A 25,375-nucleotide genomic window follows, 5' to 3' on the forward strand; every position below is an offset into this window, starting at 1 on the left:
CACGGTTCTGCACTTTCACTCTTTCGTAAGCTTCGACCTACACCCGCCCGGCCCTGCCCGAAGACACGCCGAACCCTTCGATCAGCGCTTCCGTTGCTTGCACATCACGAAATTGCGCCTGGATCTCGACGAGATGCCGGTAGTTTTCGTTAGTAGGATCGCTGGCGAGCGCCGCTTCCGCCTGTTTCAGCTCCTTATGTAAGGTGCGCGCGCTGCGCTGCAAGTGGAGCGCCTGGCTGAAGGCGTCGCGGGCATCGTCAAGTCCGGCTGTTTCCAGCGCCGGCCACTGGCGAGCCCGTTTGATCAGCGCCACCACGCGCGCCCAGATCTCGCCGCAGCCGGCCCGTTCGATCGTCGCGATCACCGCGTCGCGGTCGTTGGCCATGTCATGCGCCATCGCATCGAGGATCGCCGCATGCAGCCGCTTCAGATCGGTATTGGCGAGGTCGAGGAACTCGACATGTTCGAAATTTTCGTCGATCAGCGCCGGATGATTGACAAGAGCTGCTATGATCGTCGCCTCGCGCACCGACATCCCCTCACTGCCGCGCTTGACAAGCGCCGAGCGCCCGAGGCTTTCGGTGATCGCGGTGCGTCCACCGGCGTTGCCGCCGCGTGCGAACTGTCCGCCAGGAGAGCCCTTGCCCTGAAAGCGCTCGCCAGGCCGCCCGTCTTGACGCCCGCCTTGATAGGCTTGGCGCGCGCCGCGCTGGGTGCCGAAAAAGCTCAGCACCCGCTCGCGCATTTCCTGTTGGTAGTGGTAGCGCAAGCTCTCGTCACGGATGCGGCTGGTCAGTTCGCGCAGCGTCTTTTCCAGTTCCGCCCGCCGCTCCGGCGTGTCGAAGACGCCGCCGGCCGTTTCTCGCACCCACAAAAGGTCGGCGAGCGGCCGCGCTTCGGAAAGCACTGCGCGAAACGCGTCCGGCCCGTCGGCCTTGACCAGATCGTCGGGGTCCTTGCCTTCTGGCAGAAGCGCAAAGCGCACCGAGCGGCCTGCCTGAACCGCCGGCAGCGCCATGTCGGCGGCGCGCCATGCCGCCTTCAGTCCGGCCTGGTCGCCGTCGAAGCACAGCACCGGCTCGCCGGCCATCCGCCACAGGAGTTCGAGCTGATTTTCGGTCAGCGCGGTGCCGAGCGGCGCCACGACATTCTCGAAACCGGCCTGCGCCAGCGCGATCACGTCCATATAGCCCTCGACGGCGATGACCGTGCCGCCCTTGGCCAGCGCCCCCTTTCCCAGCGCTTGGCGCGCACGGGCGAAATTGTAGAGCACATTGCCCTTGTGGAAGAGCTCGGTGTCGGGCGAATTCATGTATTTGGCGAGCGCATCGGCGGCCAGCGCCCGCCCGCCAAAGGCGATTATCTTGCCTCTGGAATCCGGGATCGGGAACATGATGCGGTCGCGGAACCAGTCGTAGGAGACCGGGACGTCGTCGCCATGGCGCACCAGCCCGCATGCCTCGATATCGGCCTTGGGCACGCCCTTGGCGGCAAGGTGCTCCTTCAGCGCGTTGCGGCTGTCGGGCGCATAGCCGAGCTGGAACGACTGCTGCGTTGCCGGTGTCAGCCCGCGGTCGCGCAGATAGGCGCGGGCTTTTGCGCCTTCCGGTCCCTGCAGCCGCTCCTGGAAGAAGGCAGTCGCCATTTCCATGATTTCGGTCAGGCTGGCGCGTTCCTTTTCGCGCCGTTCCTCTAGGGCGTCGCGAACCGGCATCGGCACGCCGGCCATATCGGCGATCTTCTCGACCGCTTCAGGAAAGCTCATCCCGTCGAGTTCGGTGAGGAACTTGAAGTGGTCGCCCGAAACCGAGCAGCCGAAGCAATGATAGCGGCCCTTCTTGTCCTCGCAATGGAAGGACGGGCTCTTCTCCCCATGGAAGGGGCAGCACGCCCAATAGTCGCCGCGCGGCGCGTTGGTCTTCTTCCTATCCCACGCCACGCGCTGGCCGATCACCGATGAAATCGGCACGCGGTCGCGTATCTCGTCGAGGAAGGCAGGTGGAAAGCGCATTGGGAACGGCTCGTTTGTCCTCCATATAATCACACCGGCGAAACCCGACGACTCCTAATGCGGACCATACCCGGTTTTCACAGGGCAAAAGAAGACGGCCGCTGCGGGCCGCCTTCTTCCTATTTCGGCATAGTGCCGGTGGACATTTGGACGATCAGTGCGCGGCGATCGCGCCGAAGATGATGCCGGAGACGACGCCGACCAAGAGATAGTCGTTGCCGACGCGGATCCATTCCTGGCCACGGCTCGGGCGACGCAGGCCATAGTGGCGATAGTCGCGGATCGGCTGGTGGCGCTTCCAGCTGGAATATTTCTGGCCATTGCGCCAATGGTTCCTCTTCACGACGACTTTCTTCTTCTTCACCACGACGCGCTTCTTCACGTGCCTGTCCGGCTTCTTCCAGTCGACCTGGCTGTAGTTCGACTGGGGTGCATTCGGCGCGTTCAGCGGCGCTGCCTGGCCCTGCAGGGACGTGGCAGCCAGCATAGAGAGGGCGACTGCGGAAAGAATGATGCGTTTCATCACGGGGGTACTCCTTTGGTTGCCGATGCCCAAGCAATAGAGCCCGAAGAATGAACCGAAACTGAACACGCGGATTAAGTTTTTGTAATGATTTCATGTATTTAAGATAGCTAATTCAACACTCAGCTCAAACCGGATTTGAAGGGGTCGTCGGCACTCGACCGCGCGACCATCCACAAGCCGGCCGGCAATGCAACCATTTTGCGATCCATCCATTTCCGACACACCCTGTCGCGCACCAACAGCCGGCCGAATTGGGCAAAATTTATTATCCGGCTAAAAGTAATCGGAGTAGTATCGACCCTTGCAATGTCCTTGATTCGCCCCCTCTTTTACTTCTGTGCCGTCACGGCGCCCGTATCGCTGTCGCCTGTCGGAATGCGAGCCTGACATGAGCGGTTCGGTCGTTTTGCTGCATCTTGCCGGCGCGGTGGCGCTGATGCTGTTTGCCACCCGCTTGGTGAAGACAGGTGTCGAGCGCGCCTATGGCGATGTGCTGCGCCACAAGCTGCGCGCGACCATGCGCAATCCTTTCATGGCGGTTCTGGCCGGCTGCGGCCTGGCGATCGCGCTGCAAAGCTCCACCGCCGTCACCTTGCTGGTCGGCTCCTTCGCCGGCGCCGGCATCGTCAGCGGCATATCGGGCCAGCTTGCCGTGCGCGGCGCCGAGATCGGCTCGGCACTGGTGGTCAAGTTGCTCACCTTCGACCTGTCGCTGCTGGTGCCGGTCTGCCTTGTCGCCGGCACCGTCATGTTCATGGCCACCGAGCGGCGCGACTGGCGCCAGTTCGGCCGCATCCTGGTCGGCATCGGCCTGCTGGTATTGTCGCTTGAGATGATCGGCCAGGCATCGGAGCCGCTGCGCCAGAGCACGCTGATGCCGGTCGTCGTCGATTACTTCTCCGGCGACCCGGTCACCGCCTATCTGCTGGCGGCGCTGGTCACCTGGCTGTTTCATTCCTCGATCGCCGCGGTCCTGCTCATGGTCACGCTCGCCGGTCGCGGCTTCATTCCACCCGAACTCGGCATCGTGTTGGTGCTCGGTGTCAATCTCGGCTCGTCGATCATCGCGCCGCTGCTCACCCGCAATGCGGAGCCGGGCGTGCGTGTCGTACCGATCGGCAATCTCCTGATGCGCGGCATGGGCTCTCTGGCCATGCTGATCCTGTTCCTGTGGTTGAAGCCGCCGGTCGCCTTTCTCGGCGTCACCGTGCCCGACCAGATCGTCAACGCGCATATCCTGTTCAACGTCCTGATCCTGGTTGCCGGCCTGCCGCTGGCCGGCCTCGTCTACCGCGCTTCGGAAAAGATCGTGGCGCTCGGCACCAAACCGGCGCCGGCCGAAGCGCTCGACGTCGTCGAGCTGTCCGCGCTCAACGACAGCGCGCTGGATGTGCCAAGCCAGGCGCTGGCCAACGCCACCCGTGAGGTGGTGCGGGTCTGCGAGACGGTCGAGATCATGCTGAAGCGCATCATCGAGCTATATGAGAGTGCGGACGCCGACAAGATCAAGGCGCTGGCCGCGCTCGACGACCGCGTCGACAAGAAGCACGCAGCGATAAAGCTCTATTTGGCCAAGGTCACCAAGAACCCGCTGAACGAGGACGAGGCGCTGCGCTGCCATGAGTTGATCGGCGCCTGCGTCAAGCTCGAACAGGTCGGCGACATCATCGTGCGCAACATGCTGGTGCATGTCAGGAAGAAGCTCGAGCGCGGGCTGGAGTTCACGCCCGAGGGCTGGCGTGAGCTTTGCGCCTTCCACGCCTCGGTGCTCGCCAACGCACGGCTTGCCTTCAACGTGCTCGTCTCGCGCGATCCGGAGACCGCCCGCCAGCTGGTGCTCGAAAAGGACCGGCTGCGCGACCGCGAGAAGGAGACCAGCGCCAGCCACTTCGTGCGGCTGCGCGACGGCACCGCCAAGAGCGTCGAGACCAGTTCCATCCATCTCGACACCATCCGCGACCTGAAGCAGATCAACTCGCTGCTCGCCTCGATGGCTTATCCCGTGCTCGAGGAGCGCGGCCTGCTCACCGGCTCGCGGTTGAAGGCCGGGTGATCCCGGAGCCTTGTCCTTCTCCCACAACAAAGGGAGAAGGAAAAACCGTCGCGCCAGCCCGATCAAGAAACCCTAAACCGGCGTCGACAATTTCTGGATTGCTCGCCGCTCTCGTTCGTGATTTGAGGCCATCTCATTCAAGGATCGCCTTCCCGCGCCATGCTTCCCCTCATCGCCCTGTTCATCGCTGCGTTCGCATTCGGCACCACCGAGTTCGTCATCGCCGGTGTGCTGCCGCAGGTGGCGGATGGCCTTGGCGCCTCCATCCCAACTGCCGGCTACCTCGTCTCCGGCTACGCCGGCGGCATCGCAATCGGCGGACCGCTATTGACGCTCGCCACCAAGACGATTTCGCGCAAGGCCTTGCTGCTTGGCCTTGCCGCAGCCTTCACCATTGGCCAGGCCGCTTGCGCACTTGCACCCGACTTCGCGTCCATGTTGCTGTTGCGGATTGCGGTGGCCGTGGCGCACGGCGCCTATTTCGGAGTCGCGATGGTGGTCGCGGTCGGCCTGGTCCGCCACGACCAGCGCGGAATGGCCGTTGCGCTCATCCTGTCGGGCCTCACGGTCTCCAATGTCATCGGCGTGCCGGCCGGCACGGCGATCGGCAACATCTGGGGGTGGCGTGCGACGTTCTGGGTGATGTGCGCGCTTGGTGTGGTTTCCATCGCCGCCATGGCCGCCCTCCTCCCACGCAAGACGGGATCGTCGCGCCAGTCCGTCAGTTTCGGCAGCGAGGTTCGCGTGCTCGCACGCCAGCAGGTCTGGACGTCGCTGATCCTCATGCTGATGCTGATGATCGGTCAGTTCGGCCTCTTCACCTACATCACGCCGACGCTGCTTGAAATCACCGGCCTCGATGAGGACCTCGTGCCCTGGGTGCTCCTGCTCAACGGTGTCGGCGCGACGATCGGCGTCTTTCTTGGCGGGCGGCTCGCCGACTGGAAACTGATGCCCTCGCTCATCACAATGCTTTTCATGCAGGCGGTGACACTTGCCGTCATTTACGCCGTCAGCCCGAACCCGGTGCCGATGGTCGTGGCGATCACTGTCTGGGGCGGACTCAGCTTCGCCATCGGCACGCCGATCCAGACCCGTATCCTGACCTGGACGGCGGATGCCTCCAATCTCGCCTCATCGCTCATCCCGGCCGGCTTCAATGTCGGCATCGCGCTGGCCGCCTCGCTCGGTGCCGCTATGCTCAATGCCGGGTATGGCTATCGCAGCCTGCCGGTGGTTGGCGCCATGGCCATGCTGGTCGCCGTGGCGGTCGCGCTTGCCTCGTATCTTCAGGAGTGGCGCCGCAACACCACGCCGCCGCTGCCGGCCGCAGCCGAATAGAGAGGCACACTCTACAAATCGATCCGGTAGCGCAGGCTTTCCGGGACGTCCGCCTTTTGGAGAGAAAGCCTCTTCCTGTGCGCTCGTGGGTTTGGCGGAGATCAATAGGATTCCGAAATTGATCTTCAGGGGCGGCTTTCTAAAATCAAGTATCATCGATTACCACTTGGAGTGAACACAATGGCCGACCACACATCCGAGAAGTCGGCGAAGGCCGCCGCCGAGCGGGTCGCTGCGAAACCGACCAAACCGCGCAAGGCGACGCCGGAGCCGCAGCCCGGCAAGGCCGCTAAACCGGCACTCCTCGCAGGCGGCAACCCCCAGATCGCGAAGGCTGAAGGCGACGCTCCCGTGCAGGCCTACATCGCGGCCATGCCGGGCTGGAAAAGCGGCGTCGGGCGCCGTCTCGACGCGATCATCGTGCGCACCGTCCCCGGCGTGCACAAGGCAGTCAAATGGAACTCGCCATTTTACGGCATCGAAGGCCAGGGCTGGTTCCTGTCGTTCCATGTCTTCACCCGCTATGTCAAAGTGACCTTCTTCCGAGGCACGTCACTGCGTCCTCTTCCTCCCGGCAAGTCCAAGCACAAGGAAGTGCGCTATCTCGACGTTTATGAGGACCAGCTCGACGAAGCTCAATTTGCCGCTTGGGTGAAACAAGCCAGCCAATTGCCCGGCGAACGAATGTGAGATGCGCGCGAATTACCCAAGGACGTCTGCAAGCACCTCATTCAAGCGGGCGAACGCGGCGGACTCGTCTGGCGCATGGGCCGGATTAACTTCTGTGATGGTCAGGCCGCGCCATTGCGGCAGGGCGGTCAACTGCTTTAGCGCGAAGGCGGCGTCCTCCAGTTTGAGACCGTCGCAACGGCGCACATTCTCAGCAATCGGAAAATCGACAAAGGAGAGTGCATCGACATCGAAGTGAATAAGCACACAGTCAAAGCGGGCTGCCCAGTCGGCCGCGCGCGCCGTCGCCGCCTCGATATCACTCAAAGCTTCCTCACGCGATATAACCTTAATCGCGTTATCTCTGATTGCCGCAGCTTCGGGCAGAGTGATGTTCTCGACGCCGAAATAGAGGAGTTGCTGAGGCACGAGCATCGGACGGATTGGGCCGAGCCTGGCAAGCGAAGGTTCGCATCCGGGAATATTGAGCAAATGAGCGACACCAGTCCAGTCCAAGGCGCCGTCGCTCGTGTCGGGTGTGTTGAGATCGGCGTCGAAGTCTATGTAGACGAGTCCAATCCGCGCGCCGGCCGCGTTTGCTCCGGCGACCGTTCCCAGCTCCACAGTACAATCGCCCCCTAAAACAAGCACGTCCTCCTGCGCTGCGATCGCCGTCGCCACGTGGCTTGCGACCAAGTCACAGGCGTGGCGCACGGCCTCTAGGTTCATAGCCTGCGGCTGCGAGGGATCCGGTCGCCATCGGAACGATGCAACATCGCCATCATCCCTGATGGTTCTGCCTCGGCTCGCGAGCGCCTCTGCGAGCCCATGTCGCCGAAAGGCCGCGGGCGCTTGTTCCTGCCCCGGCGAATAGGCGCCGGCGCTGGTGGCGGCGCCGATAATGTTCAACAAACGCGCCGACAAATCGAGGCTCCAATTTCGTATGATCCTCGTTGCAAAACGGGTCTGGAGGGACGAAGGTTCCTCCTCGATGTTGAGAGTTTGTTGCCCGGCATTGGCACGAAGCCTAATAGGCCAGGCGTTCGCGCCGGAACGGGAAACGGCTCGCCGCATCGATCCCGTCGTGAGGCGCCCGACGCGCACAAAGCCATTTGGACCCAGTATCATGACCAAAGCGACAACAGCCATGAAGAGGAGCGGCTCGAAGGAAGGAGAAGGAGCAGACACTCCCTCTCAGTTGATAGATGCGAGAATCAACGAGCTTAGGGATTGGCGGGGTGAGATGCTCGCTCGGGTCCGAACCCTCATCAAGCAGGCCGACCCCGAAGTGGTCGAGGAGTGGAAGTGGAGAGGGGTTCCGGTGTGGGAGCACGCCGGAATCATCTGCACCGGTGAGACGTACAAGAATGTCGTGAAGATGACCTTCGCCAAGGGCGCCTCGTTGGAGGACCCTTCAGGCCTCTTCAACTCCAGTCTCCAAGGCAGCACCAGGCGCGCCATCGATATCCATGAGGGCGACAAGATCGATGAAGAGGCATTGAAGGCGCTCATTCGCGCCGCCGTGGCACTGAACATGTCGGGGCGAGCTAGCACATCCCGCTCTCAGAAACCAAAGAGCGCTTAAGGATCATCCTCATCCGGGCAGGCTGGCTCCCCGCGGTCGCCTCCTCCAATGCCTATGAGCTCGCTGCAGCGGAAAGCCTACTGCAGTCGTCCCTTGACGATGCCGCTCGCCTTGGAGAAATCCATCTGGCCGGCGTATTTCTCCTTGAGCACGGCCATCACCTTGCCCATGTCCTTGACGCCGCTGGCGCCGGTCTCGGCGATGGCGGCGCGGATCGCCGTTTCGGTCTCTGCCTGGCCCAGTTGCGTCGGCAGGAAATCGCGGATGATAGCCATCTCGTCGCGCTCCTGTGCGGCAAGCTCCGGCCGTTTGCCGTCGTCGAAAGCCTTGGCCGACTCCTCGCGCTGCTTCACCATCTTGGCCAGTATCTGCAGGATCTCGTCATCGGTGGCCGGCTCCTTGCCGGCGCCGCGATTGGCGATGTCGCGATCGTGAATGGCCGCCTGGATCAGCCGCAAGGTCGGCAGCCGATGCTTGTCCTGCGCCTTCATCGCACTCTTCAGGGATTCGGCGATTTTGCCCCGCATGATGCTTTCTCCTTCGAATGCGGCGGACAATAGCCGTGCCGAAAGCCCAAGGCAAATTGAGTGTGACCGGCAAATCACTGATATTGCTGGGCGAAATAATTCGCTGTCGTTCGGCGGTGGCAACATTGACCGCTCTGGCCGCTTCCCCTATGTACTGGGCCTTGCATGAGACAATGGATTGACGCGCGGAGGCTCGAGAAATCGTTGCTGCGTGTCGTTTGCTGCGCGAACTGGTCTGCCGGGCTAGTTGAAGGGCGCAGCCTGACAGGAGCGCCGCAATGGCAACGATGACTGCCCCGCTGACCACCCCTTGGGCGACCGAAAAGCCGACCGCCCTGCTGGTGCTGGCCGACGGCACCGTCATCGAGGGCCGCGGCCTTGGCGCCACCGGCTCCGCCGTCGCCGAAGTCTGCTTCAACACCGCGCTGACAGGCTATCAGGAAATCCTCACCGACCCGTCCTACGCTGGCCAGATCGTCACCTTCACTTTTCCGCATATCGGCAATATCGGCACCAATGACGAGGACATCGAGGATCTCAACCCGGTCGCGCGCGCCGGCGCCGTCGGCGCCGTGTTCAAGGCCGACGTCACCAATCCGTCCAGCTATCGCGCCGCAGCTGGTCTCGACCAATGGCTGAAGAAGCGTGGCATCGTAGCGCTTTCGGGCATCGACACGCGCGCGCTGACAGCGCTGATCCGTGAAAAAGGCATGCCCAACGCCGTCATCGCGCACGCGCCCGACGGCATCTTCGACATCGACGATCTGAAGCGCCGCGCCGCCGCCTGGTCCGGCCTGATCGGGCTTGACCTGGCCAAGGACGTCACCTCCGGCCAGTCCTCGGTCTGGCGCGAGACGCCCTGGGTCTGGGACGAGGGCTTTGGCGAACAGACCGATCCGTCCATGCATGTCGTCGCCATCGACTACGGCGTCAAGCGCAACATATTGCGCCTGCTTGCCGGTCTTGGCGCCAAGGTCACGGTGGTGCCGGCCAGCACCGGCGCCGAGGAGATCCTCGCCATGCGGCCCGACGGCATCTTTCTCTCCAACGGTCCCGGCGACCCGGAAGCCACCGGCGACTATGCCGTTCCGGTCATCCAGGACCTGCTGAAGACCGACATCCCGGTGTTCGGCATCTGCCTCGGCCACCAGATGCTGGCGCTGGCGCTGGGCGGCAAAACCGCCAAAATGCATCAGGGCCATCACGGCGCCAATCATCCGGTCAAGGATCACACCACCGGCAAGGTCGAGATCGTCTCGATGAACCACGGCTTTGCCGTCGATGCCGACTCGTTGCCGCGCGGCGTCGAAGAAACCCATGTCTCGCTGTTCGACGGCTCGAATTGCGGCATCACGCTGACAGGAAGACCGGTCTTCTCGGTCCAGCATCATCCCGAAGCCTCACCCGGCCCGCAGGATTCGCACTATCTGTTCCGCCGCTTCGTCAATCTCATCCGCGAAAAGCGCGGCGAGCCGGCGCTGGCGGAGCGCGCCTAAAGCGCGTCGCGTCTGAAGGGATTCCTGCGACGCTCTTTAAGTTCCTGTTTTTTGTGCATGTCGTTGCCCAAAACCGCTGGGCGCACTTTGGGCGACATGCATTGGAGCATTTTCCACGAAAAGTGAGTATCGGCTTTGCGCCCGCAATTGCGTTAAAACGGATTGACTGGCGGCGACGGCGGAAATGGAGCCGCCTTCATGCTTTTTCGCTCTTAACGAAGATCAACCCCGTCGGTCACCGCTTCTTGCGCATGCATGCGTTTGACTTCCTTCGGCGTCGGCTTGGCCACTTTCGTGACGAAGACGATGAGCGCCAGCGTGAGAAAAACCGCGCCGAGCAGATAAGAGGCCCCGCCGAACACCACGGGCGCGCCCGGACCGGTGAACCAGGAAAAGATCGCCGTATAAAGCAGCGGCGTGATGATCGACGTGATCGAGAAGATCGAGGTCATCGCCCCCTGGAGTTCGCCCTGCGCCGAAGGCGGCACCTTGGCGGCGGCGAGACTTCTGAGCGGCGGATCGGCCAAGGCTTCCAGACAGCCGACGACGATCACCGCATAGATCATCCAGCCTTGCGACGCGAAGGCGTAGCCGAAGGCGCTGAGTGCCGTGAATGCAAGACCGAGTACCGCCGTCTTCCACTCGCCAAGTTTGGGGATCACGCGCGGCAGGACCGTCGCCATGACGATCGCCCCGCACAGACCGAAGGCGCCGAGCGAGAAACCGATCTGCTGTTCGTTCCAGCCATAGCGGTAATTGGAGACGAACGACCACACCGCCGGATACACCATATGCCCAAGCGTCATCAGGAAGAAGACAAGCCCGATCCAGCCAATGCCTTGGTAGTTGCGCATCTGGATGAGCGTCCCGACCGGGTTCGCGCGTTTCCACTCGAAGCGGCGGCGGTGCTTGTTATCAAGCGTTTCGGGCAACAGAAACAGGGCGATCAGGAAATTCAGGAAAGCAAGCGCGGCGGCGAAATAGAACGGTACCCGTGGCCCGAACGTGCCGAGCAGCCCGCCCAGAACCGGTCCGATGACGAAGCCGACGCCGAAGGCGATACCGAGCAGGCCGAAGTTCTTCGCCCGGTTCTCATCGGTCGAGATGTCGGCGATGAAAGCGGAAGTCGTTGAATAGCTGGCGCCGGAAATGCCGGCCAGCACGCGTCCGATAAACAGCATCGGGTAGGACCAGGCGACAGCGCAGATCAGATTATCGATGGCAAAGGTGAAGACGGATGCGAGCAGGATCGGCCGCCGTCCGAACCGGTCGCTCAACCCGCCGATGACAGGTGCGAAAACGAACTGCATCGCCGCATAGGCGAAGAACAGCCAGCCCCCCTCGATCGCCGCCTCGCCGATGCCAACGCCGGTCAATTCCCTAAGATAGGCCGGCAGCACCGGCATGATGATGCCGAAGCCGATGATATCGAGCAGCAGCGTGGTGAAAACGAGCGCAAGGCCCCGCCTGGCGGTTTTGGGGTCTATCATGATGGCGTCGGCTCCTCAGACCGCCTTGGGGCAAAGGCGCGGGCTCGTTATAGGCGAGCCTGTCTTACGGAACAATAAGAGAACGGACTCGGCAGTCCTATCCTGACATCAGCTGACGTGCCCTGCCGCGGCGCGTGGCAACTTAAGCGGGAGTGTTCGAACACCTCAGATCGGAGTGTTGAACGTATCGCAGTCCGACAGCTTGCCGCTCCTGTAGCCACGCGCCAGCCAGGTCTGCCGCTGCTGCGAGGTGCCGTGGTTGAAGCTTTCCGGCACGACATAACCCTGCATCCTCTTCTGCAGCGTGTCGTCGCCGATCTGCTGGGCAGCGTTCAGCGCCTCTTCCATGTCGCCCTGTTCCAGAATGCCTTTCTGCCCGGTGAAATGCGCCCAGACGCCGGCGAAGCAATCGGCCTGAAGTTCGACCTGCACCGACATGTGGTTGGCCTCGGCCTCGCCCATTTGCTGCCGCATCTGGTTGAACTTGGGCAGGATGCCGGTGAGGTTCTGCACATGATGGCCGACCTCATGCGCGATCACATAGGCTTGGGCGAAATCGCCCGAGGCGCCGAATTGCTGGTCGAGCTGCTGGAAGAAAGTGGTATCGAGATAGACCTTGCGGTCGCCGGGACAGTAGAACGGTCCGGCCGCAGACGAGGCGGAGCCGCAGGCCGAGCGTATCTGGCCGCTGAACAGCACCAGCTTCGGATCCTCATAGGTCAGGCCCTCGGCCTGGAAAATGCCGGTCCAGGTGTCCTCGGTCTCGGCCAGCACCGTCGAGACGAACTGCTTCATCTCGTCGGAGGCCGGCGCACCGGTGCCGCCGCTGTTGTCGGTGATCTGACCGCCGCCGCCAGGAGCTAAGCCGCCACCGCCGCCGGCCAGGATCTGCAGCGGATCGATGCCGAAGGCCTTCAGCCCGAAATAGAGGACTACGAGAATGATGATGGTCGACAGCGACATTCCGCCGCCGGAGCGGCCGCCGACCGGGATGCGGAACCGGCCGGGCCCGCCGCGCGGCAGGTTGAACCCGCCACCCTGGCCGCGTTGGTCTTCGACATTGTCACTTTGACGACGACCCTTCCAGAGCATGGCACTCCTCGCGATGGACGTATCGGTACTTGGCCGATCTCATGGCCCGATCCGACCCAACAAACAATTATCTCAATGGTTGCGCCAAGTCACAGTATTTTTCGCATGAAGGGCCGCCGGCTCTGGGGTCAGTCGGTGCACGACACCCGCGGCTGAGAGCCCTGCCGACGGCTTTTTTGGTCTTGGACTTAGCGGTTACGCTCAGATCTTCTGCTTGGTACCCGCGCTCTTGCCGTCCGAGCTTTTCGACCGCTCGTCGAAGCGGACCGCGCCCTTTTTGAGCGGGCGGCCGGTTTCCGCTTCCGTCTTGCGTTCGTCCTTCGCCGCAGCTTGGTTCAATCCCCCGGCCGCTTGCTTGCCCCTCGCTGTCGGTGCCTGTTCAACGCCCATGGTATCCTCCTCGGTCTCGCGCCAATCGCTTGGCACGACCTCAAACGCAGCGGCAACGCGGCGGTTCCGGCAGGACTGTCGGCAATGGCGGTAGATTTAGCGTGTCGCCTTCATCGCCATGCGAAACGCTTCAACTGTCTCGGCGCTGATGCGTCAGCCAGAGGCGATCTGGAATGACGCGACAAATCGGCAGTCTGCGCTATCTTGAGGCCATGACCAATCTCGCCGATGTGCGCCGCTTTTATGCGCAACTGATGGCTGCCAATGCAGGTCCGGCCGATCCGCGTCTCGAAGACGTGTTCGCCGCGGTGCCGCGCGAGGCTTTTCTCGGGCCCGGGCCGTGGTCGGTCGTCGCCGGCAACGGTAAGGTCGAAACGCCGAGCGCCGATCCTGTTCACGTCTATCAGAACGTGCTGGTGTCGCTCGACGCCGACAAAGGCATCAACAATGGCGAGCCGTTCCTGCATGCCATGTGGATCGGCAAGGTGGCGCCAAAACCCGGCGAGACCGTCACCCATGTCGGCGCCGGCACCGGCTACTACACAGCTCTGCTGGCACAGCTGGTTTCTCCCGGCGGCGCAGTCACCGCCTTCGAACTGGAATCCAGTCTCGCCGACCGCGCAAGACAGAACCTCGAAGCCTTTGGCAATGTGACCGTCATCCATGGCGATGCGGTCATCGGCAGCCTGCCACCGTCCGACATCATCTATGTCAATGCCGGCGTCGGAGCACCACCGGCCGAGTGGCTGAAGGCGCTGAAGCCCGGCGCCCGCATGGTCTTTCCGTGGCGTCCGACCGAGCGCGTTGGCCTCGCGGTGATGGTGACTCGCACCGAACAAGGCTTCGCCTGCGATCCGTTCATGCGGTCATGGTTCATCCCTTGCGTCGGCGCCTCGCTTGCAGGCCCCGCGGCGAAAATCCTCGACCGCGACAAGGCGGCACGCAGCCGCTCGATCTGGCTGACGGCCGACAAGGCACCGGACAACACCGCCACCGTCGTCATCGGCGACGTCTGGTTCTCGTCGAAAGGTGTTGGCGCCAGGCGGCCGCAATGACGTCGCCGAGGCTGCCCATCCAGTGCTTGCCGCTCGCCATGCGCCGAATCCAGAATTTTGTGGCCCCTGTCGGACCGGCGTCCACTCGCACGTCCTTTGGCCGAAATCCGGCCCCGACAGCACGGATGATGAAAAAGGGAGAATTCAATGAGGAAGATCATCACTGCGACATTCGTCAGCCTCGACGGCGTCATGCAGGCGCCTGGCGGGCCGGAAGAAGACCCGAGCGGCGGCTTCGAATTCGGTGGCTGGACGTTCCATTACTGGGACGACGTCGGGGGCGCCTTTATTGGTGAGACCTTCGCAAAACCCTTCGCGCTGCTCCTCGGCCGCAGGACCTACGATATCTTCGCTGCGCATTGGCCGTATCAGAAGAACGATCCGATCGGCGACAGTTTCAACGCGGCCACCAAATATGTGGCCACGCACAGGCCCGACACGCTGTCGTGGCAAAACAGCCAGTGGCTCGGCGATGACGTCGTGGCCACACTGCGCCAGCTCAAGCAGGAGGACGGGCCGGACCTGCTCATCCAGGGATCGAGCGAGTTGATCCAGACCTTGCTCGCCAACGACCTGATCGACGAGGTCAGCCTGCTGATCTTCCCGCTGGTGCTGGGCAAGGGGAAGCGGCTGTTTGGCGGTGGCGCAATTCCGGCGGCTTTCAAGCTGAACCGCTCACAGGCATCGAGCACCGGCGTCATTATAGCGAGCTATGAACGCGCCGGTGAGATCAAGACCGGGTCCTTCGCCCAGGAACAGCCGTCCGAAGCCGAGATCGAGAGACGCCGAACCTGGAAATAGTGTGGGGTTACAGGACCTGGGTTCCTTGCTCCGCTAGATGTGAGTGGGGAGAAACCCAAGTTGCCCGGCAGGGTGATGAGGGCAGCGCCATGGTTGTGCGATCTCCCTCACTCCGCCGGCATGGCAATCGCCCGCGCCGCCCGGTGGCCGGCGAGCATGACGCCAAGACCCAGGATCGGGAACACTGCTGCGACCAGGCCGAGATCGGCTGGCGCGCCATAGCGCAGCACCGTGCCGCCGACGACGGCGCCCAGCGCCACGCCGAGATAGAGCGCCGAGCCGTTGAGCGACAGCACGATGGGCGCTGCGTCGGGCGCCAGCTTGATGATGCGGCTGGCCTGCGCCGGCGGGAAGGCCCAGCCGACAATGCCCCACGGCACCATCATGGCCATCAGCGCCGGCCCGGCGACGCTGTGCGGCAGGAATGCCGGGATGACCGAAAGCATGACCAGCATGACCGCACTCAGCGCCAGCGACCAGCTGACGGTGCGCGTCGCGCCGAAGCGATCGGCAGCCTGTCCGCCGGCAATGTTGCCGATGACGGCGCCGACACCGAAGGCGAGCAGCATGCCGGGCAGCGCAATCGGGCTCAAGCCTCCGCCTTCGACGGCTAGCGGCGCGACAAAGGCAAAGACCGTAAAGGCGCCGGTGAGCGCCAAAAGTGTGGTCAGCAGGATCGATGGCACGCCGGGGCGAAGGGTTGCAGCCAGCCGCTGCCTGAGCGGCAGCTTGGTGCCGACGATGCCGCGCGGCAGCCGGTACCACAGGATGGCGCCGGCCAGCGCGCCGAGCCCGGCGATGGCAAAGAACGTGCCGCGCCAGCCGGCAACGGTCGCGACAAGTGCGCCGAGCGGCGCGCCGACCGCCACCGCCACTGTGGTGCCGCCGACGACGACGGCGATGGCGCGGGCGCGGTGATGATCATCGACAAGCGCCACGGCCGTCCCTTGCGCCGTCGCTGCGAACAGGCCGGACGACAGCGCCATGACGATGCGCGCGACCAGCAGCAATTCGAAAGAGTTACTCAGCGCCGCCGCCAGATTGCCCAGCACGAAAAACACCAGCGTCCACAAGATGACGCGCCGCCGGTCCCATTCGCCGGTGAGCGTCGCCAGGATCGGCGTACCGAGCGCATAGGCGAGCGCGAAGGCGGTGATCAGCGTGCCGGCGAGTGGAACCGAGATGGCGGCATCGGCTGCGATGTCGGGCAACAGGCTTGAAATGACGAAGCCTTCGGTCGCGATCGTGAATGATCCGAGCGCAAGCCAGATGAGGCGCTTGTCCATGGCAACAAATCCTAGTTCAAAAGTTATTGAACAATTGTACATAATGGGGCATGGTGTCAATGAAGCCACTTGAGAATAGCGGAACCCTCCTGACAGCTCTATGTCAGGACAAGGTGGCGGGAGGTGGAAACTGCGTGCATCCATCAAGGAGGAGATGCGTTGAAATCGGCCCTGATTGCGCTTAGTTCCTGGGCATGACCCTGCCCCATCCCTCCGCCGACCAGATCAGCCTGTCGAACGTGCTTGCCGTGCTCGGCGATCCCACCCGGCTGGCCATCGTGCGCTATCTCGCCAGCAAGGAAGGCGTGCCGCTGAACTGCAGCCAGTTCCTCGACCTCTGCTCGAAAACCAATCTCAGTTATCACCTTGCCAAACTGCGCGAGGCCGGCGTCACACGCACCGAGGTGGTCGGCACCAGCCGGCTGATCACGCTGCGCCGCGACGATCTCAATGCCCGCTTTCCGGGCCTGCTCGACAGCGTCATTGCCGCTGCCGTCAACGATACGGCGCTGCCCGCGGTCGGCGCGTCCGAGATCGAAGTCCGCGCCTGAGGCTGTTCCTCGCCCCCGTGTGCAACGGGGGAGAGGTGGCCGCGAAGCGGCCGGAGAGGGGGCTCCGAAGCGAACAAGCGATCGCTTTGAGGGCTCAAGGGTGGCGGGCAGTCCCCCTCTCCGTCTCGGCTTCGCCGAGCCACCTCTCCCTCACTTCCGTGAGGAACCAAAGTCCTGCAAGGTCCGCCCTTCCCGACCAGTAACTCGTCAACCAACGGAGCTTCCCATGCGCATTGCCGTCCTCGCCGATATCCACGGCAACGTCCTCGCCCTGGACGCCGTGCTCGACGATCTGCGGCAGCGCGGCGGCGCCGACCTCGTCGTCAATCTCGGCGATTGCGTCTCCGGCCCGCTCTGGCCGCGCGAGACTTTTGCGCGGCTTGAAGCGCTCGCCCTGCCGACGGTGCGCGGCAATCACGACCGTCGCCTCGCCCGCGACACCGCCGATGAAACCATGTGGCCGTCCGACCGCTACGCGCAGGAACGGCTGACATCGGCGCAGCGCGAGGCGCTGTTGGCCTTGCCCCTCACGCTGGAGATCGCGCCGGGCGTGGTTGCCTTCCATGCCCGGCCCGACCACGACGAAAAATATCTGACCGATACGATAGCCGGCGGGCAGCTGGTGCGCGCACCGTTGGCCGCCATCAAGCGACGGCTGGCCGCGCTCGATCCCGCTTGCCGCATCGTGCTGTGCGGCCATAGCCACCGCAGCGAACTGATCCGTATCCCCGACGGCCCTGTCGTCTTCAATCCGGGCAGCATCGGCTGCCCCGCTTATGGCGACGACACGCCACCGGCGCATGTCTCGGAGCAAGGCTCTCCGCATGCACGCTACGGCATTGTCGAACTGGGTGAGCCGGGCCGCCCCGACCGTTTTGCGGCCATCGCCGTCGACTATGACCATGAGGCGGCAGCGCGGCAGGCCGAACAGGCGGGACGGCCGGAATGGGCCCATGCGCTGCGAACCGGGTTTATGTCGGGTTGAACGAGGTACGAGTTCCCAGGCTGAACGCGGAACGCGTTCATGCCTCAGGCTGAGCGAGGTACGAGCTCATGCCGCCAAGTTGAGCTTGCTCATGCCGCAGACTGAGCTTGCTCATGCCGCACACTGAACTTTGTTCATGCCGGGGCCGCATTTTCCGACTTACATAGCGCCATGTCGTCGTTTATAAAATCGACCTGGAATGCGGTGGCGTTTCCGTGCCAGGCCGCGCCTCCGGGAATGCTTCTATCGCCCACGGCCAAAATGATGAGGCGCACAGTTACGCTCCGAACGACGCTGTACGCGCTCACTGCCGCCCTTCTCCTGCTGACGGCGCTGCTGCCGGCCAAAGCCGAGGAGGCGCCGATCGTTTCCATCGTGACCGACCTCGCTCCAGGGGATCTCCTGAACGTCCGCGCCACGGCATCGGCGATGGGCAAGATCAAGGCTCGGCTGCCTAACGGTACGAGCGTCAACAATCTCGGCTGCAACGACGTCAATGGCTACCGCTGGTGCAAGGTCGCAGAAATTGACAATCCGCAACTAACGGGATGGGCTCCCGCGCGCTACCTGAACCCCGACAATCCGGCGGCCGTTTCGGATGCGGATGCCGAAACGACCGGCGAAGGCACGGCCCCTGCAGCCGAGGCTTCGAACCTGGTATCCGCAGATCAGCCGCTTCCCGACCTGACAGCGCGCCTGGGCGCGCCCGAAACCACGATGACAGCCGCCGACGCAATCGGCAGGGCGGCCATCGAAGACGCTTACCGCCTGGCGCTCGCCGCCAGCGGAAATACTTCGACCGGCGAGACGCAGTCGCCCGTAGCAGCGGAGGAGCCCATCCGGCATCGCGTCGCCAATACAGCGCCTCCGGCCGACGCACGGACCGTTGCGCGGCTGCAGCCGCCGGGGAGGCCCGCGCCGGCCCTGGGTGCCCGCAACGAGATTCCTTGCGCGCGCTATGTCGGCCAGCCGATGACCAGCTGTAAGGCAGGCGTTGTGCATACGGGCGACAAAGCCGAGGTGACCGTGACCTGGCCCGATGGCGGCACCCGCGTCATCAGTTTCCAGGCCGGCCGGCCAGCCGGTTCGAATGCATCAGGTGAATTCCGCTACACCCGCGAGGGCAGCCTGAACATCATCCGCGTCGGCGTTTCCGAACGCTTCGAGATCACGGATCAGTTGGCGCTGGGGGATGAGTGGCTAAGGGGAATAAGGCAGTAGGGCAATATGTTTATAGGGCGGCTCGAACCTCTGCCCTACTGCCCTACTGCCCTACTCGCATTTTAGGGGGTTACATCAGGCAAAACTCTTCCCTATAAGGCCCTCCTAGCCTGATACCAGAATCGCGAGCACAACCGGCCGGGTCCTTCCCGTCCGGTTTTTCGTGCAAGCCGCCTGCCGAACGGACCCTCGATATGCCAAGACGCACCGACATCAAGTCGATCCTGATCATCGGGGCCGGCCCCATCGTCATCGGTCAGGCCTGTGAGTTCGACTATTCGGGCACCCAGGCCTGCAAGGCGCTGAAGGAAGAGGGTTTTCGCGTCATCCTGGTCAATTCCAACCCGGCCACCATCATGACCGACCCGGAGCTGGCCGACGCCACCTACATCGAGCCGATCACGCCGGAGGTGGTAGCCAAGATCATCGCCAAGGAGCGGCCCGACGCACTGCTGCCGACCATGGGCGGCCAGACCGCGCTCAACACCGCTCTGTCGCTGCGCCGCATGGGTGTGCTCGAACGCTACAATGTCGAGATGATCGGCGCCGATGCGCATGCCATCGACAAGGCCGAGGACCGGGCGCTGTTTCGCGAGGCGATGAACAAGATCGGCCTGGAGACTCCGAAGTCGATGCTTGCCAACGCCACCGACGTCAAGAACGCCGACCGCAAGACGCACGAGGCCGAACGCGCCGCGCTCAAGGCTGAGAAGCCCGAGAACCTCGACGCCGCGCTCGACGCGCTGGAAACCCGCTGGAACCTCGGCGAGGGCGACCGCAAGCAGCGCTACATCAGCCACGCCATGGCGATCGCCGCACAGGCGCTCGACCATGTCGGCCTGCCGGCCATCATTCGTCCGTCCTTCACCATGGGCGGCACTGGCGGCGGCATTGCCTACAACCGCGCCGAATTCTACGAGATCGTCCAGTCGGGCCTCGACGCCTCGCCGACCACCGAAGTGCTGATCGAGGAAAGCGTGCTCGGCTGGAAGGAGTACGAGATGGAGGTCGTCCGCGATAAGGCCGACAATTGCATCATCGTCTGCTCGATCGAGAACATCGACCCGATGGGCGTGCACACCGGCGACTCGATCACCGTCGCCCCTGCGCTGACGCTGACCGACAAAGAATATCAAATGATGCGCAATGCCTCGATCGCGGTGCTGCGCGAGATCGGCGTCGAGACCGGCGGCTCCAACGTGCAGTTCGCCGTGAATCCTGCAGATGGAAGACTTGTGGTGATCGAGATGAACCCGCGCGTCTCGCGCTCGTCCGCTCTCGCCTCCAAGGCGACCGGCTTCCCCATCGCCAAGATCGCCGCAAAACTCGCCGTCGGCTACACGCTGGACGAGCTGGAGAACGACATCACCGGCGGCGCGACGCCGGCCTCGTTCGAACCGTCGATCGATTACGTCGTCACCAAAATCCCGCGCTTCGCCTTCGAGAAATTCCCCGGCGCCGAGCCGGTGCTGACTACGGCGATGAAGTCGGTCGGCGAGGTCATGGCCATCGGCCGCACTTTTCAGGAATCGCTGCAGAAGGCGCTGCGTGGACTGGAAACCGGCCTAACGGGTCTGGACGAGATCGAGATCCCCGGCATCGGCCACGGGAGCACGCCAGCCAACCACGCAGACGACCGCAACGCCATCCGCGCCGCATTGGGCACGCCGACGCCCGACCGGCTGCGCATGGTGGCGCAGGCGATCCGCATGGGCACCTCGCTCGAAGACGTGCACGCCATGTGCAAGATCGACCCGTGGTTCCTCGAGCAGATCGCCGGCATCCTGGCCATGGAAGACCGCATCCGCGAGCATGGCATCCCCCAGGACGCCGCCAATCTGCGCATGCTGAAGGCGATGGGTTTCTCGGATGCCCGCCTCGCGTCCCTGGTTAGGAAAGACGTGGAAGAGATTCAGAACATTCGCGAAAAGCTCGACGTTCATCCGGTTTACAAGCGCATCGACACCTGCGCCGCCGAGTTCGCCTCGCCCACCGCCTACATGTATTCCACCTATGAGACGCCCTTCGCCGGCGCGCTCGCCAACGAGGCGCAGGTGTCGTCGCGCAAGAAGGTCGTCATCCTCGGCGGCGGCCCGAACCGCATCGGCCAGGGCATCGAGTTCGACTATTGCTGCTGCCACGCGGCTTTCGCGCTTCGCGATGCTGGCTTCGAGGCGATCATGGTCAACTGCAATCCGGAGACCGTCTCGACCGACTACGACACCTCGGACCGGCTCTATTTCGAGCCGCTGACGCCGGAGGACGTGCTGGAGATCGTGCGCGCCGAACAGGCGTCGGGCGAGTTGGTCGGCGTCATCGTCCAGTTCGGCGGCCAGACGCCGCTGAAGCTCGCCGACGCGCTGGAGAAGGCTGGCATCCCGATCCTCGGCACCTCGCCCGACATGATCGATCTGGCCGAAGACCGCGACCGTTTCCAGAAGCTGCTGCACAAGCTTGGCCTCAGCCAGCCAAAGAACGGCATCGCCTATTCGGTCGAGCAGGCCCGCCTCGTCGCCGGCGAGCTCGGCTTCCCGCTGGTGGTGCGCCCGTCCTATGTGCTCGGCGGCCGTGCCATGCAGATCATCCACGACGAGAGCATGCTACAGACCTACCTGCTCGACACCGTGCCCGGCCTGGTGCCGGAGGACATCAAGCAGAAATACCCCAACGACAAGACCGGCCAGATCAACACGCTATTGGGCAAGAACCCGCTATTGTTCGACACCTATCTCTCGGGCGCCATCGAGGTCGATGTCGATTGCCTATGCGACGGCACGTCGACCTTCGTCTCCGGCATCCTGGAACATATCGAGGAGGCCGGCATCCATTCGGGCGACAGTGCCTGCTCGCTGCCGGTGCACTCGCTGCCGTCTGACCTCGTCGACGAGCTGGAGCGCCAGACGGCGGCACTTGCCCGCGCGCTCAATGTCGGCGGGCTGATGAACGTGCAATATGCGATCAAGGACGGCACAGTCTATGTGCTGGAGGTCAACCCGCGCGCGTCACGCACCGTGCCCTTCGTCGCCAAGACCATTGGCCGTCCCATAGCGAAAATTGCCGCCCGCATCATGGCCGGCGAAAAGCTTGAAGACGCCTTCGCCCATTACGGCGCCATGCCCGACCCCCGCAATCCCGGCCACATCGCGGTCAAGGAAGCCGTGTTCCCCTTCGCCCGCTTCCCCGGCGTCGACATCCTGCTCGGCCCGGAAATGCGCTCGACCGGCGAGGTCATGGGCCTCGACCGCGACTTCGCGCTCGCCTTCGCCAAGAGCCAGCTGGGCGCCGGCGTCGACCTCCCGCGCTCCGGCACCCTGTTCGTCTCGGTGCGCGACGAGGACAAGAAGGGCATTCTGCCGGCGGTCAAGCGTCTCGCCGGCCAAGGCTTCAAGGTGCTGGCCACCTCAGGCACCGCCCGCTTCCTCGCCGAGAACGGCGTCGTGGCCGAGAAAATAAACAAAGTGCTGGAAGGCCGCCCCCATATCGAGGACGCCATCCGCAACCGCCAGGTGCAGATCGTCTTCAACACCACGGACGGCCAGAAGGCGGTGTCGGACTCGAAATCGCTACGCCGCGCGACGCTAATGCAGAAGGTGCCGTATTACACCACGCTGTCGGGTGCGGCCGCGGTGGCGGAGGCGATTGCAGCGCTGAGGGCGGGGAGTTTGGAAGTGCGGCCGCTGCAGGAGTATTTTGCTTAGGTGATTAGCCGATCTCCCTCCTTGTGGGAGATGGCAGGCAGGCCAGAGGGGGGCGCTGTCCCGCCAACGCTGCGATTCCTACAGCACCCTGATCCTTTCGTGCCGATCCGCCTACCCCAGAGGGTGAAGAGGGCGTCCCCACCCGCCCGAGATTTGACCGCAAAACAGCTGTCTTTGCCGTCGCTCGCTCTAGTTGAAAAACCCGATAAACCGTCCCGCGAACAGCACCGACGTCCACAGCACAAGCGAGAGCACAGCCAGGATGGTCACGGTCCCACCGGCCGACTCGTCGCCGCCTTTTGCGCGGCGCATGAAGACAAGGAAGTTGGCCCCGGCGAGAAGGATGAGTGTCATCTTGGTGAGGAAAATCGGCATCGCCGCATACTCGCTCGCCCTGACTGAAAAGAGCAGCGACCCCGTGACAAGCGCACCGGCGAACGCGGCAAATGCAGTGCGGCGCAGCAACGCGATGAACGCCGCGTATGGCAGCGAGCGGAAGGCGCCGAGGACCCTGAGGTCCATCAGCCAGACGCTGGTCAGCAGCGCGCCGATCGACATGATGTGCAGCGCGTTGACTATGGGATAGGTGACGAATGAGGCCTTCAGTGCCCGCACCAAGGCGAGTTGCTCGATGCCGGCGAGGAGCTCGTCCATTCAGGCCGGCGGGACGCGGTCGGGATAAACATCATAAGTCTTGCCATTGACGATGATACGGGATGCTTTCATCCACTTCTCGGTCTCGTCGCGCGAGCGGTGGCCGATCGCGGTCACCTCGTCGCCGACTTTGGCGACCTCCTCGGTGAAGCCGGCGGCGATCGTCCGGGACGGCGGCGCCAAATCCACCCGCCAGACCTCGCCCTCTGCGTCGACATCCAGCGTGGCATGTGGATTGCCGATGTAGATGGCCGTGATCTTGCCCCGGAGTTCGAAGAACCCGTCCTGGGTCCACGACCAGCCGTGATGTGCATAGGCTACGGTGGCGGCGGCAAGAATCACTGCCGCTGCCAGCGTGACGCTGCGAAGCCCTTTGAAAGGTGACTGCATCGCTCGTCTCCTCATCCCACCGCATTCGAGAGTAGGTCACGGCGCGGCAACGTCAAATCACATCGGTGCGACGGGCATCGCGAGAAGATCGCTGCCGAACTCGGCGCCGCCCCTCAACCCCCTGCCGGAACCTTCTCCCCGTGCTTACGGAGAGATGGTAAGGGTGAGGGGCAGCGCCAACCTGAAGCGATTGCCGTTCGGCAGGAACGGTCCGGTCTTGCTTCTGACATCTATGCACGCCATGTTCGGCCCGCCGCTCTTCTTCTCCATCGAATGAAGGTCGGAGACTTAACATCTGAACGAGGCACACCATGAGCAGTATGAGAGACCGTCAGGAAGGCTTCGAAAAGAAGTTTGCGATGGACGAGGACACGAAGTTCAGGGCCATGGCGCGCCGTAACAAACTGCTCGGCCTATGGGCCGCCGAAAAGCTCGGCAAAACCGGTGAGGACGCCGACGCCTATGCGAAAGAGGTGGTGCGCGCTGACTTCGAAGAGGCCGGGGACGACGACGTGTTGCGCAAAATACGCGCCGATTTCGACGCGGCGGGCGTCGCCCAGTCGGATGTTCAGATTCGCGGCGCCATGGACGAACTGCTGGTGACCGCGGTCGAGCAGATCAAGAACACCTGAGAGCTGCGCCAGCTTAAAGCGCGCGACGCGCTTTAAGCTCTCGTTTTATGCATGTCGTTATCCCAAAAACCGCTGCACATCCTCGGGTCAAGGCCGAGGGCATGCTTTCGGGCGCCATGCATTAGCTGTGGGCGGCCACCAGATCCTTTATGCGGTTTTCGTGCGTCCGCAGCGTCGGTAGCGTCTTCTTGGCAAATTCCTTCAGCGCCGGGTCTTCGCCCGACTGCGCATAGGTGGAAAACAGCGCCAATGCCTGCTTGTGCGCCTCGGTCTGCAGGAGGATGTATTTCGCCTGGAATTCATCGCCATCCAAGCCCTTGAGCTGGTCGAGCATCGTCTGATCCCTCGGCAACAAAGCGGGGCCGCTCGCCGTAACCGAGGCCGTGGTCTGGCTCTGTTCCAGAGCTGCCTTGAAATCCTCGCCAGCCTTGGTGTGATCCCTGACCATCATCGCGGCGAATTCCTTCACATCGGCGGCGACATTCTTTTGTTGGGCCAGCTTGCTGCTTTCAATCTCGAAGCGGTTGGCGCTGGGGACGGTTCTGGTGAAGGTCTCGGTCTCGATCTTGGTTTCGCCGACAGCCGGTATGTCGGCCGGCGTGGCGGATTGGGCGAAGGCCGCCGGCGTGCCGGCAAACAAAGCGACCATGGCAAGCGTGAGATGCGGTTTCACAGGAAATCTCCGGGTTTGTGATCCTCGAAGAGTTCAACGCGACACAAGCGGCGAAGTTGCGCGGAGATTGGAGCGCCCTCCCTTCTCCCCTTTGTGAGGCCTTTGCACAGAATCTGATTGGTGATTCTGTAGTGTTGGTCACTACGGGAGATTCGCGGATGGTTGATTGTGTGCTTGGTCAATTGAGCTTGGCGGACGGTCTTGCGGTGTCGGATGAGACGATCTTCGATCTTGTTGCGAAAGAGATCG

24 protein-coding genes are annotated in these 25,375 nt (G+C 63.2%); 13 read left to right on the forward strand and 11 right to left on the reverse strand.

What is annotated here, in order from left to right; genetic code table 11:
* Positions 1–37 precede the first annotated feature (37 nt).
* Complete coding sequence (gene dnaG, locus ACWUKX_RS19205; protein WP_456008429.1) at positions 38–2,011, reverse strand: DNA primase; 1,974 nt, start codon at positions 2,009–2,011, stop codon at positions 38–40.
* 154 nt (positions 2,012–2,165) lie between these two features.
* On the reverse strand, positions 2,166–2,534 hold the full coding sequence (locus ACWUKX_RS19210; protein ID WP_456008430.1) for an RcnB family protein: 369 nt from the start codon (positions 2,532–2,534) through the stop codon (positions 2,166–2,168).
* A gap of 391 nt (positions 2,535–2,925) precedes the next feature.
* Between ACWUKX_RS19210 and ACWUKX_RS19215 the strand changes: the two genes are divergently transcribed.
* From ACWUKX_RS19215 to ACWUKX_RS19225, 3 genes are all read left to right on the forward strand, one after another.
* Entirely contained in the window at positions 2,926–4,590 is a 1,665-nt protein-coding gene (locus tag ACWUKX_RS19215) for a Na/Pi cotransporter family protein (RefSeq protein WP_456008431.1), read from the forward strand.
* A 159-nt stretch (positions 4,591–4,749) separates the two neighbouring features.
* Entirely contained in the window at positions 4,750–5,931 is a 1,182-nt protein-coding gene (locus ACWUKX_RS19220) for an MFS transporter (protein ID WP_456008432.1), read from the forward strand.
* A 180-nt stretch (positions 5,932–6,111) separates the two neighbouring features.
* Positions 6,112–6,621 (forward strand): DUF1801 domain-containing protein, encoded by a 510-nt coding sequence (locus ACWUKX_RS19225; RefSeq protein WP_456008433.1) that lies wholly within the window; start codon positions 6,112–6,114, stop codon positions 6,619–6,621.
* A 12-nt stretch (positions 6,622–6,633) separates the two neighbouring features.
* Here the strand turns inward: ACWUKX_RS19225 and ACWUKX_RS19230 are convergent, their stop codons facing one another.
* Positions 6,634–7,509 carry an arginase family protein gene (locus ACWUKX_RS19230; protein ID WP_456008434.1) on the reverse strand — a complete coding sequence of 292 codons (876 nt, stop codon included), beginning with the start codon at positions 7,507–7,509 and terminating at the stop codon, positions 6,634–6,636.
* 217 nt (positions 7,510–7,726) lie between these two features.
* Between ACWUKX_RS19230 and ACWUKX_RS19235 the strand changes: the two genes are divergently transcribed.
* Entirely contained in the window at positions 7,727–8,185 is a 459-nt protein-coding gene (locus ACWUKX_RS19235) for a DUF1801 domain-containing protein (RefSeq protein ID WP_456008435.1), read from the forward strand.
* Positions 8,186–8,262: 77 nt separating this feature from the next.
* Here ACWUKX_RS19235 and ACWUKX_RS19240 read toward each other — a convergent pair whose 3' ends face one another.
* Positions 8,263–8,712, reverse strand: a complete 450-nt coding sequence (locus ACWUKX_RS19240) for a GatB/YqeY domain-containing protein (RefSeq protein ID WP_456008436.1) — start codon at positions 8,710–8,712, stop codon at positions 8,263–8,265.
* Positions 8,713–8,990: 278 nt separating this feature from the next.
* On the opposite strand from ACWUKX_RS19240, the gene carA reads away from it, so the two are divergent.
* Positions 8,991–10,208: a glutamine-hydrolyzing carbamoyl-phosphate synthase small subunit gene (gene carA, locus ACWUKX_RS19245; RefSeq protein WP_456008437.1), complete on the forward strand. Its 1,218-nt coding sequence runs from the start codon at positions 8,991–8,993 to the stop codon at positions 10,206–10,208.
* A 212-nt stretch (positions 10,209–10,420) separates the two neighbouring features.
* On the opposite strand, the gene ACWUKX_RS19250 is transcribed toward carA, so the two are convergent.
* From ACWUKX_RS19250 to ACWUKX_RS19260, 3 genes are all read right to left on the reverse strand, one after another.
* Complete coding sequence (locus ACWUKX_RS19250; RefSeq protein ID WP_456008438.1) at positions 10,421–11,698, reverse strand: TCR/Tet family MFS transporter; 1,278 nt, start codon at positions 11,696–11,698, stop codon at positions 10,421–10,423.
* Between the two features lie 165 nt (positions 11,699–11,863).
* Positions 11,864–12,790 (reverse strand): KPN_02809 family neutral zinc metallopeptidase, encoded by a 927-nt coding sequence (gene ypfJ / locus ACWUKX_RS19255; RefSeq protein WP_029350136.1) that lies wholly within the window; start codon positions 12,788–12,790, stop codon positions 11,864–11,866.
* Between the two features lie 201 nt (positions 12,791–12,991).
* Positions 12,992–13,180 (reverse strand): hypothetical protein, encoded by a 189-nt coding sequence (locus tag ACWUKX_RS19260; RefSeq protein ID WP_456008439.1) that lies wholly within the window; start codon positions 13,178–13,180, stop codon positions 12,992–12,994.
* 212 nt (positions 13,181–13,392) lie between these two features.
* Here ACWUKX_RS19260 and ACWUKX_RS19265 point away from each other — a divergent pair, with 212 nt between their 5' ends.
* Both ACWUKX_RS19265 and ACWUKX_RS19270 read left to right on the forward strand, forming a co-directional pair.
* Entirely contained in the window at positions 13,393–14,235 is an 843-nt protein-coding gene (locus ACWUKX_RS19265; RefSeq protein WP_456008461.1) for a protein-L-isoaspartate O-methyltransferase family protein, read from the forward strand.
* A 147-nt stretch (positions 14,236–14,382) separates the two neighbouring features.
* On the forward strand, positions 14,383–15,036 hold the full coding sequence (locus tag ACWUKX_RS19270) for a dihydrofolate reductase family protein (protein ID WP_456008441.1): 654 nt from the start codon (positions 14,383–14,385) through the stop codon (positions 15,034–15,036).
* 107 nt (positions 15,037–15,143) lie between these two features.
* Here the strand turns inward: ACWUKX_RS19270 and ACWUKX_RS19275 are convergent, their stop codons facing one another.
* A complete protein-coding gene (locus ACWUKX_RS19275; RefSeq protein ID WP_456008442.1) occupies positions 15,144–16,322 on the reverse strand; it encodes an MFS transporter in 1,179 nt (392 codons plus the stop codon).
* Positions 16,323–16,516: 194 nt separating this feature from the next.
* Between ACWUKX_RS19275 and ACWUKX_RS19280 the strand changes: the two genes are divergently transcribed.
* The 4 genes from ACWUKX_RS19280 to carB all read left to right on the forward strand — a co-directional run bounded on the left by ACWUKX_RS19280 (position 16,517) and on the right by carB (position 22,777).
* On the forward strand, positions 16,517–16,873 hold the full coding sequence (locus ACWUKX_RS19280; RefSeq protein ID WP_456008444.1) for an ArsR/SmtB family transcription factor: 357 nt from the start codon (positions 16,517–16,519) through the stop codon (positions 16,871–16,873).
* Positions 16,874–17,099: 226 nt separating this feature from the next.
* A complete protein-coding gene (locus ACWUKX_RS19285) occupies positions 17,100–17,858 on the forward strand; it encodes a metallophosphoesterase family protein (protein ID WP_456008445.1) in 759 nt (252 codons plus the stop codon).
* A 264-nt stretch (positions 17,859–18,122) separates the two neighbouring features.
* Positions 18,123–19,079: an SH3 domain-containing protein gene (locus ACWUKX_RS19290; RefSeq protein ID WP_456008446.1), complete on the forward strand. Its 957-nt coding sequence runs from the start codon at positions 18,123–18,125 to the stop codon at positions 19,077–19,079.
* 194 nt (positions 19,080–19,273) lie between these two features.
* The gene (gene carB, locus ACWUKX_RS19295; RefSeq protein ID WP_456008447.1) at positions 19,274–22,777 is read left to right on the forward strand and encodes a carbamoyl-phosphate synthase large subunit; all 3,504 of its coding nucleotides are present in this window, start codon (positions 19,274–19,276) and stop codon (positions 22,775–22,777) included.
* Positions 22,778–22,966: 189 nt separating this feature from the next.
* Here carB and ACWUKX_RS19300 read toward each other — a convergent pair whose 3' ends face one another.
* Positions 22,967–23,431 carry a DUF6644 family protein gene (locus ACWUKX_RS19300; RefSeq protein WP_456008449.1) on the reverse strand — a complete coding sequence of 155 codons (465 nt, stop codon included), beginning with the start codon at positions 23,429–23,431 and terminating at the stop codon, positions 22,967–22,969.
* Positions 23,432–23,821 carry a DUF6152 family protein gene (locus tag ACWUKX_RS19305; RefSeq protein WP_127211066.1) on the reverse strand — a complete coding sequence of 130 codons (390 nt, stop codon included), beginning with the start codon at positions 23,819–23,821 and terminating at the stop codon, positions 23,432–23,434.
* A gap of 311 nt (positions 23,822–24,132) precedes the next feature.
* Here ACWUKX_RS19305 and ACWUKX_RS19310 point away from each other — a divergent pair, with 311 nt between their 5' ends.
* Complete coding sequence (locus tag ACWUKX_RS19310; protein ID WP_065012025.1) at positions 24,133–24,453, forward strand: DUF1476 domain-containing protein; 321 nt, start codon at positions 24,133–24,135, stop codon at positions 24,451–24,453.
* A gap of 121 nt (positions 24,454–24,574) precedes the next feature.
* Here ACWUKX_RS19310 and ACWUKX_RS19315 read toward each other — a convergent pair whose 3' ends face one another.
* Entirely contained in the window at positions 24,575–25,126 is a 552-nt protein-coding gene (locus ACWUKX_RS19315) for a DUF4142 domain-containing protein (protein WP_456008451.1), read from the reverse strand.
* Positions 25,127–25,143: 17 nt separating this feature from the next.
* Between ACWUKX_RS19315 and ACWUKX_RS19320 the strand changes: the two genes are divergently transcribed.
* A partial coding sequence (locus tag ACWUKX_RS19320) for a hypothetical protein (protein WP_456008453.1) occupies positions 25,144–25,375 on the forward strand: 232 nt, incomplete at its 3' end.

Source organism: Mesorhizobium sp. f-mel (assembly GCF_053850215.1).

Bases quoted from the DNA above. Each gene is read 5' to 3' on its own strand.
- ACWUKX_RS19270 (WP_456008441.1), top strand. From the start codon at position 14,383: ATGAGGAAGATCATCACTGCGACATTCGTCAGCCTCGACGGCGTCATG.
- ACWUKX_RS19210 (WP_456008430.1), bottom strand. From the start codon at position 2,534: ATGAAACGCATCATTCTTTCCGCAGTCGCCCTCTCTATGCTGGCTGCC.
- ACWUKX_RS19280 (WP_456008444.1), top strand. From the start codon at position 16,517: ATGACCCTGCCCCATCCCTCCGCCGACCAGATCAGCCTGTCGAACGTG.
- ACWUKX_RS19300 (WP_456008449.1), bottom strand. From the start codon at position 23,431: ATGGACGAGCTCCTCGCCGGCATCGAGCAACTCGCCTTGGTGCGGGCA.
- ACWUKX_RS19240 (WP_456008436.1), bottom strand. From the start codon at position 8,712: ATGCGGGGCAAAATCGCCGAATCCCTGAAGAGTGCGATGAAGGCGCAG.
- ACWUKX_RS19275 (WP_456008442.1), bottom strand. From the start codon at position 16,322: ATGGACAAGCGCCTCATCTGGCTTGCGCTCGGATCATTCACGATCGCG.
- carA (WP_456008437.1), top strand. From the start codon at position 8,991: ATGGCAACGATGACTGCCCCGCTGACCACCCCTTGGGCGACCGAAAAG.
- ACWUKX_RS19290 (WP_456008446.1), top strand. From the start codon at position 18,123: ATGAGGCGCACAGTTACGCTCCGAACGACGCTGTACGCGCTCACTGCC.
- dnaG (WP_456008429.1), bottom strand. From the start codon at position 2,011: ATGCGCTTTCCACCTGCCTTCCTCGACGAGATACGCGACCGCGTGCCG.
- ACWUKX_RS19225 (WP_456008433.1), top strand. From the start codon at position 6,112: ATGGCCGACCACACATCCGAGAAGTCGGCGAAGGCCGCCGCCGAGCGG.
- ACWUKX_RS19285 (WP_456008445.1), top strand. From the start codon at position 17,100: ATGCGCATTGCCGTCCTCGCCGATATCCACGGCAACGTCCTCGCCCTG.
- ACWUKX_RS19260 (WP_456008439.1), bottom strand. From the start codon at position 13,180: ATGGGCGTTGAACAGGCACCGACAGCGAGGGGCAAGCAAGCGGCCGGG.
- ACWUKX_RS19305 (WP_127211066.1), bottom strand. From the start codon at position 23,821: ATGCAGTCACCTTTCAAAGGGCTTCGCAGCGTCACGCTGGCAGCGGCA.
- ACWUKX_RS19310 (WP_065012025.1), top strand. From the start codon at position 24,133: ATGAGCAGTATGAGAGACCGTCAGGAAGGCTTCGAAAAGAAGTTTGCG.
- ACWUKX_RS19265 (WP_456008461.1), top strand. From the start codon at position 13,393: ATGACCAATCTCGCCGATGTGCGCCGCTTTTATGCGCAACTGATGGCT.
- ypfJ (WP_029350136.1), bottom strand. From the start codon at position 12,790: ATGCTCTGGAAGGGTCGTCGTCAAAGTGACAATGTCGAAGACCAACGC.
- ACWUKX_RS19215 (WP_456008431.1), top strand. From the start codon at position 2,926: ATGAGCGGTTCGGTCGTTTTGCTGCATCTTGCCGGCGCGGTGGCGCTG.
- carB (WP_456008447.1), top strand. From the start codon at position 19,274: ATGCCAAGACGCACCGACATCAAGTCGATCCTGATCATCGGGGCCGGC.
- ACWUKX_RS19250 (WP_456008438.1), bottom strand. From the start codon at position 11,698: ATGATAGACCCCAAAACCGCCAGGCGGGGCCTTGCGCTCGTTTTCACC.
- ACWUKX_RS19220 (WP_456008432.1), top strand. From the start codon at position 4,750: ATGCTTCCCCTCATCGCCCTGTTCATCGCTGCGTTCGCATTCGGCACC.
- ACWUKX_RS19235 (WP_456008435.1), top strand. From the start codon at position 7,727: ATGACCAAAGCGACAACAGCCATGAAGAGGAGCGGCTCGAAGGAAGGA.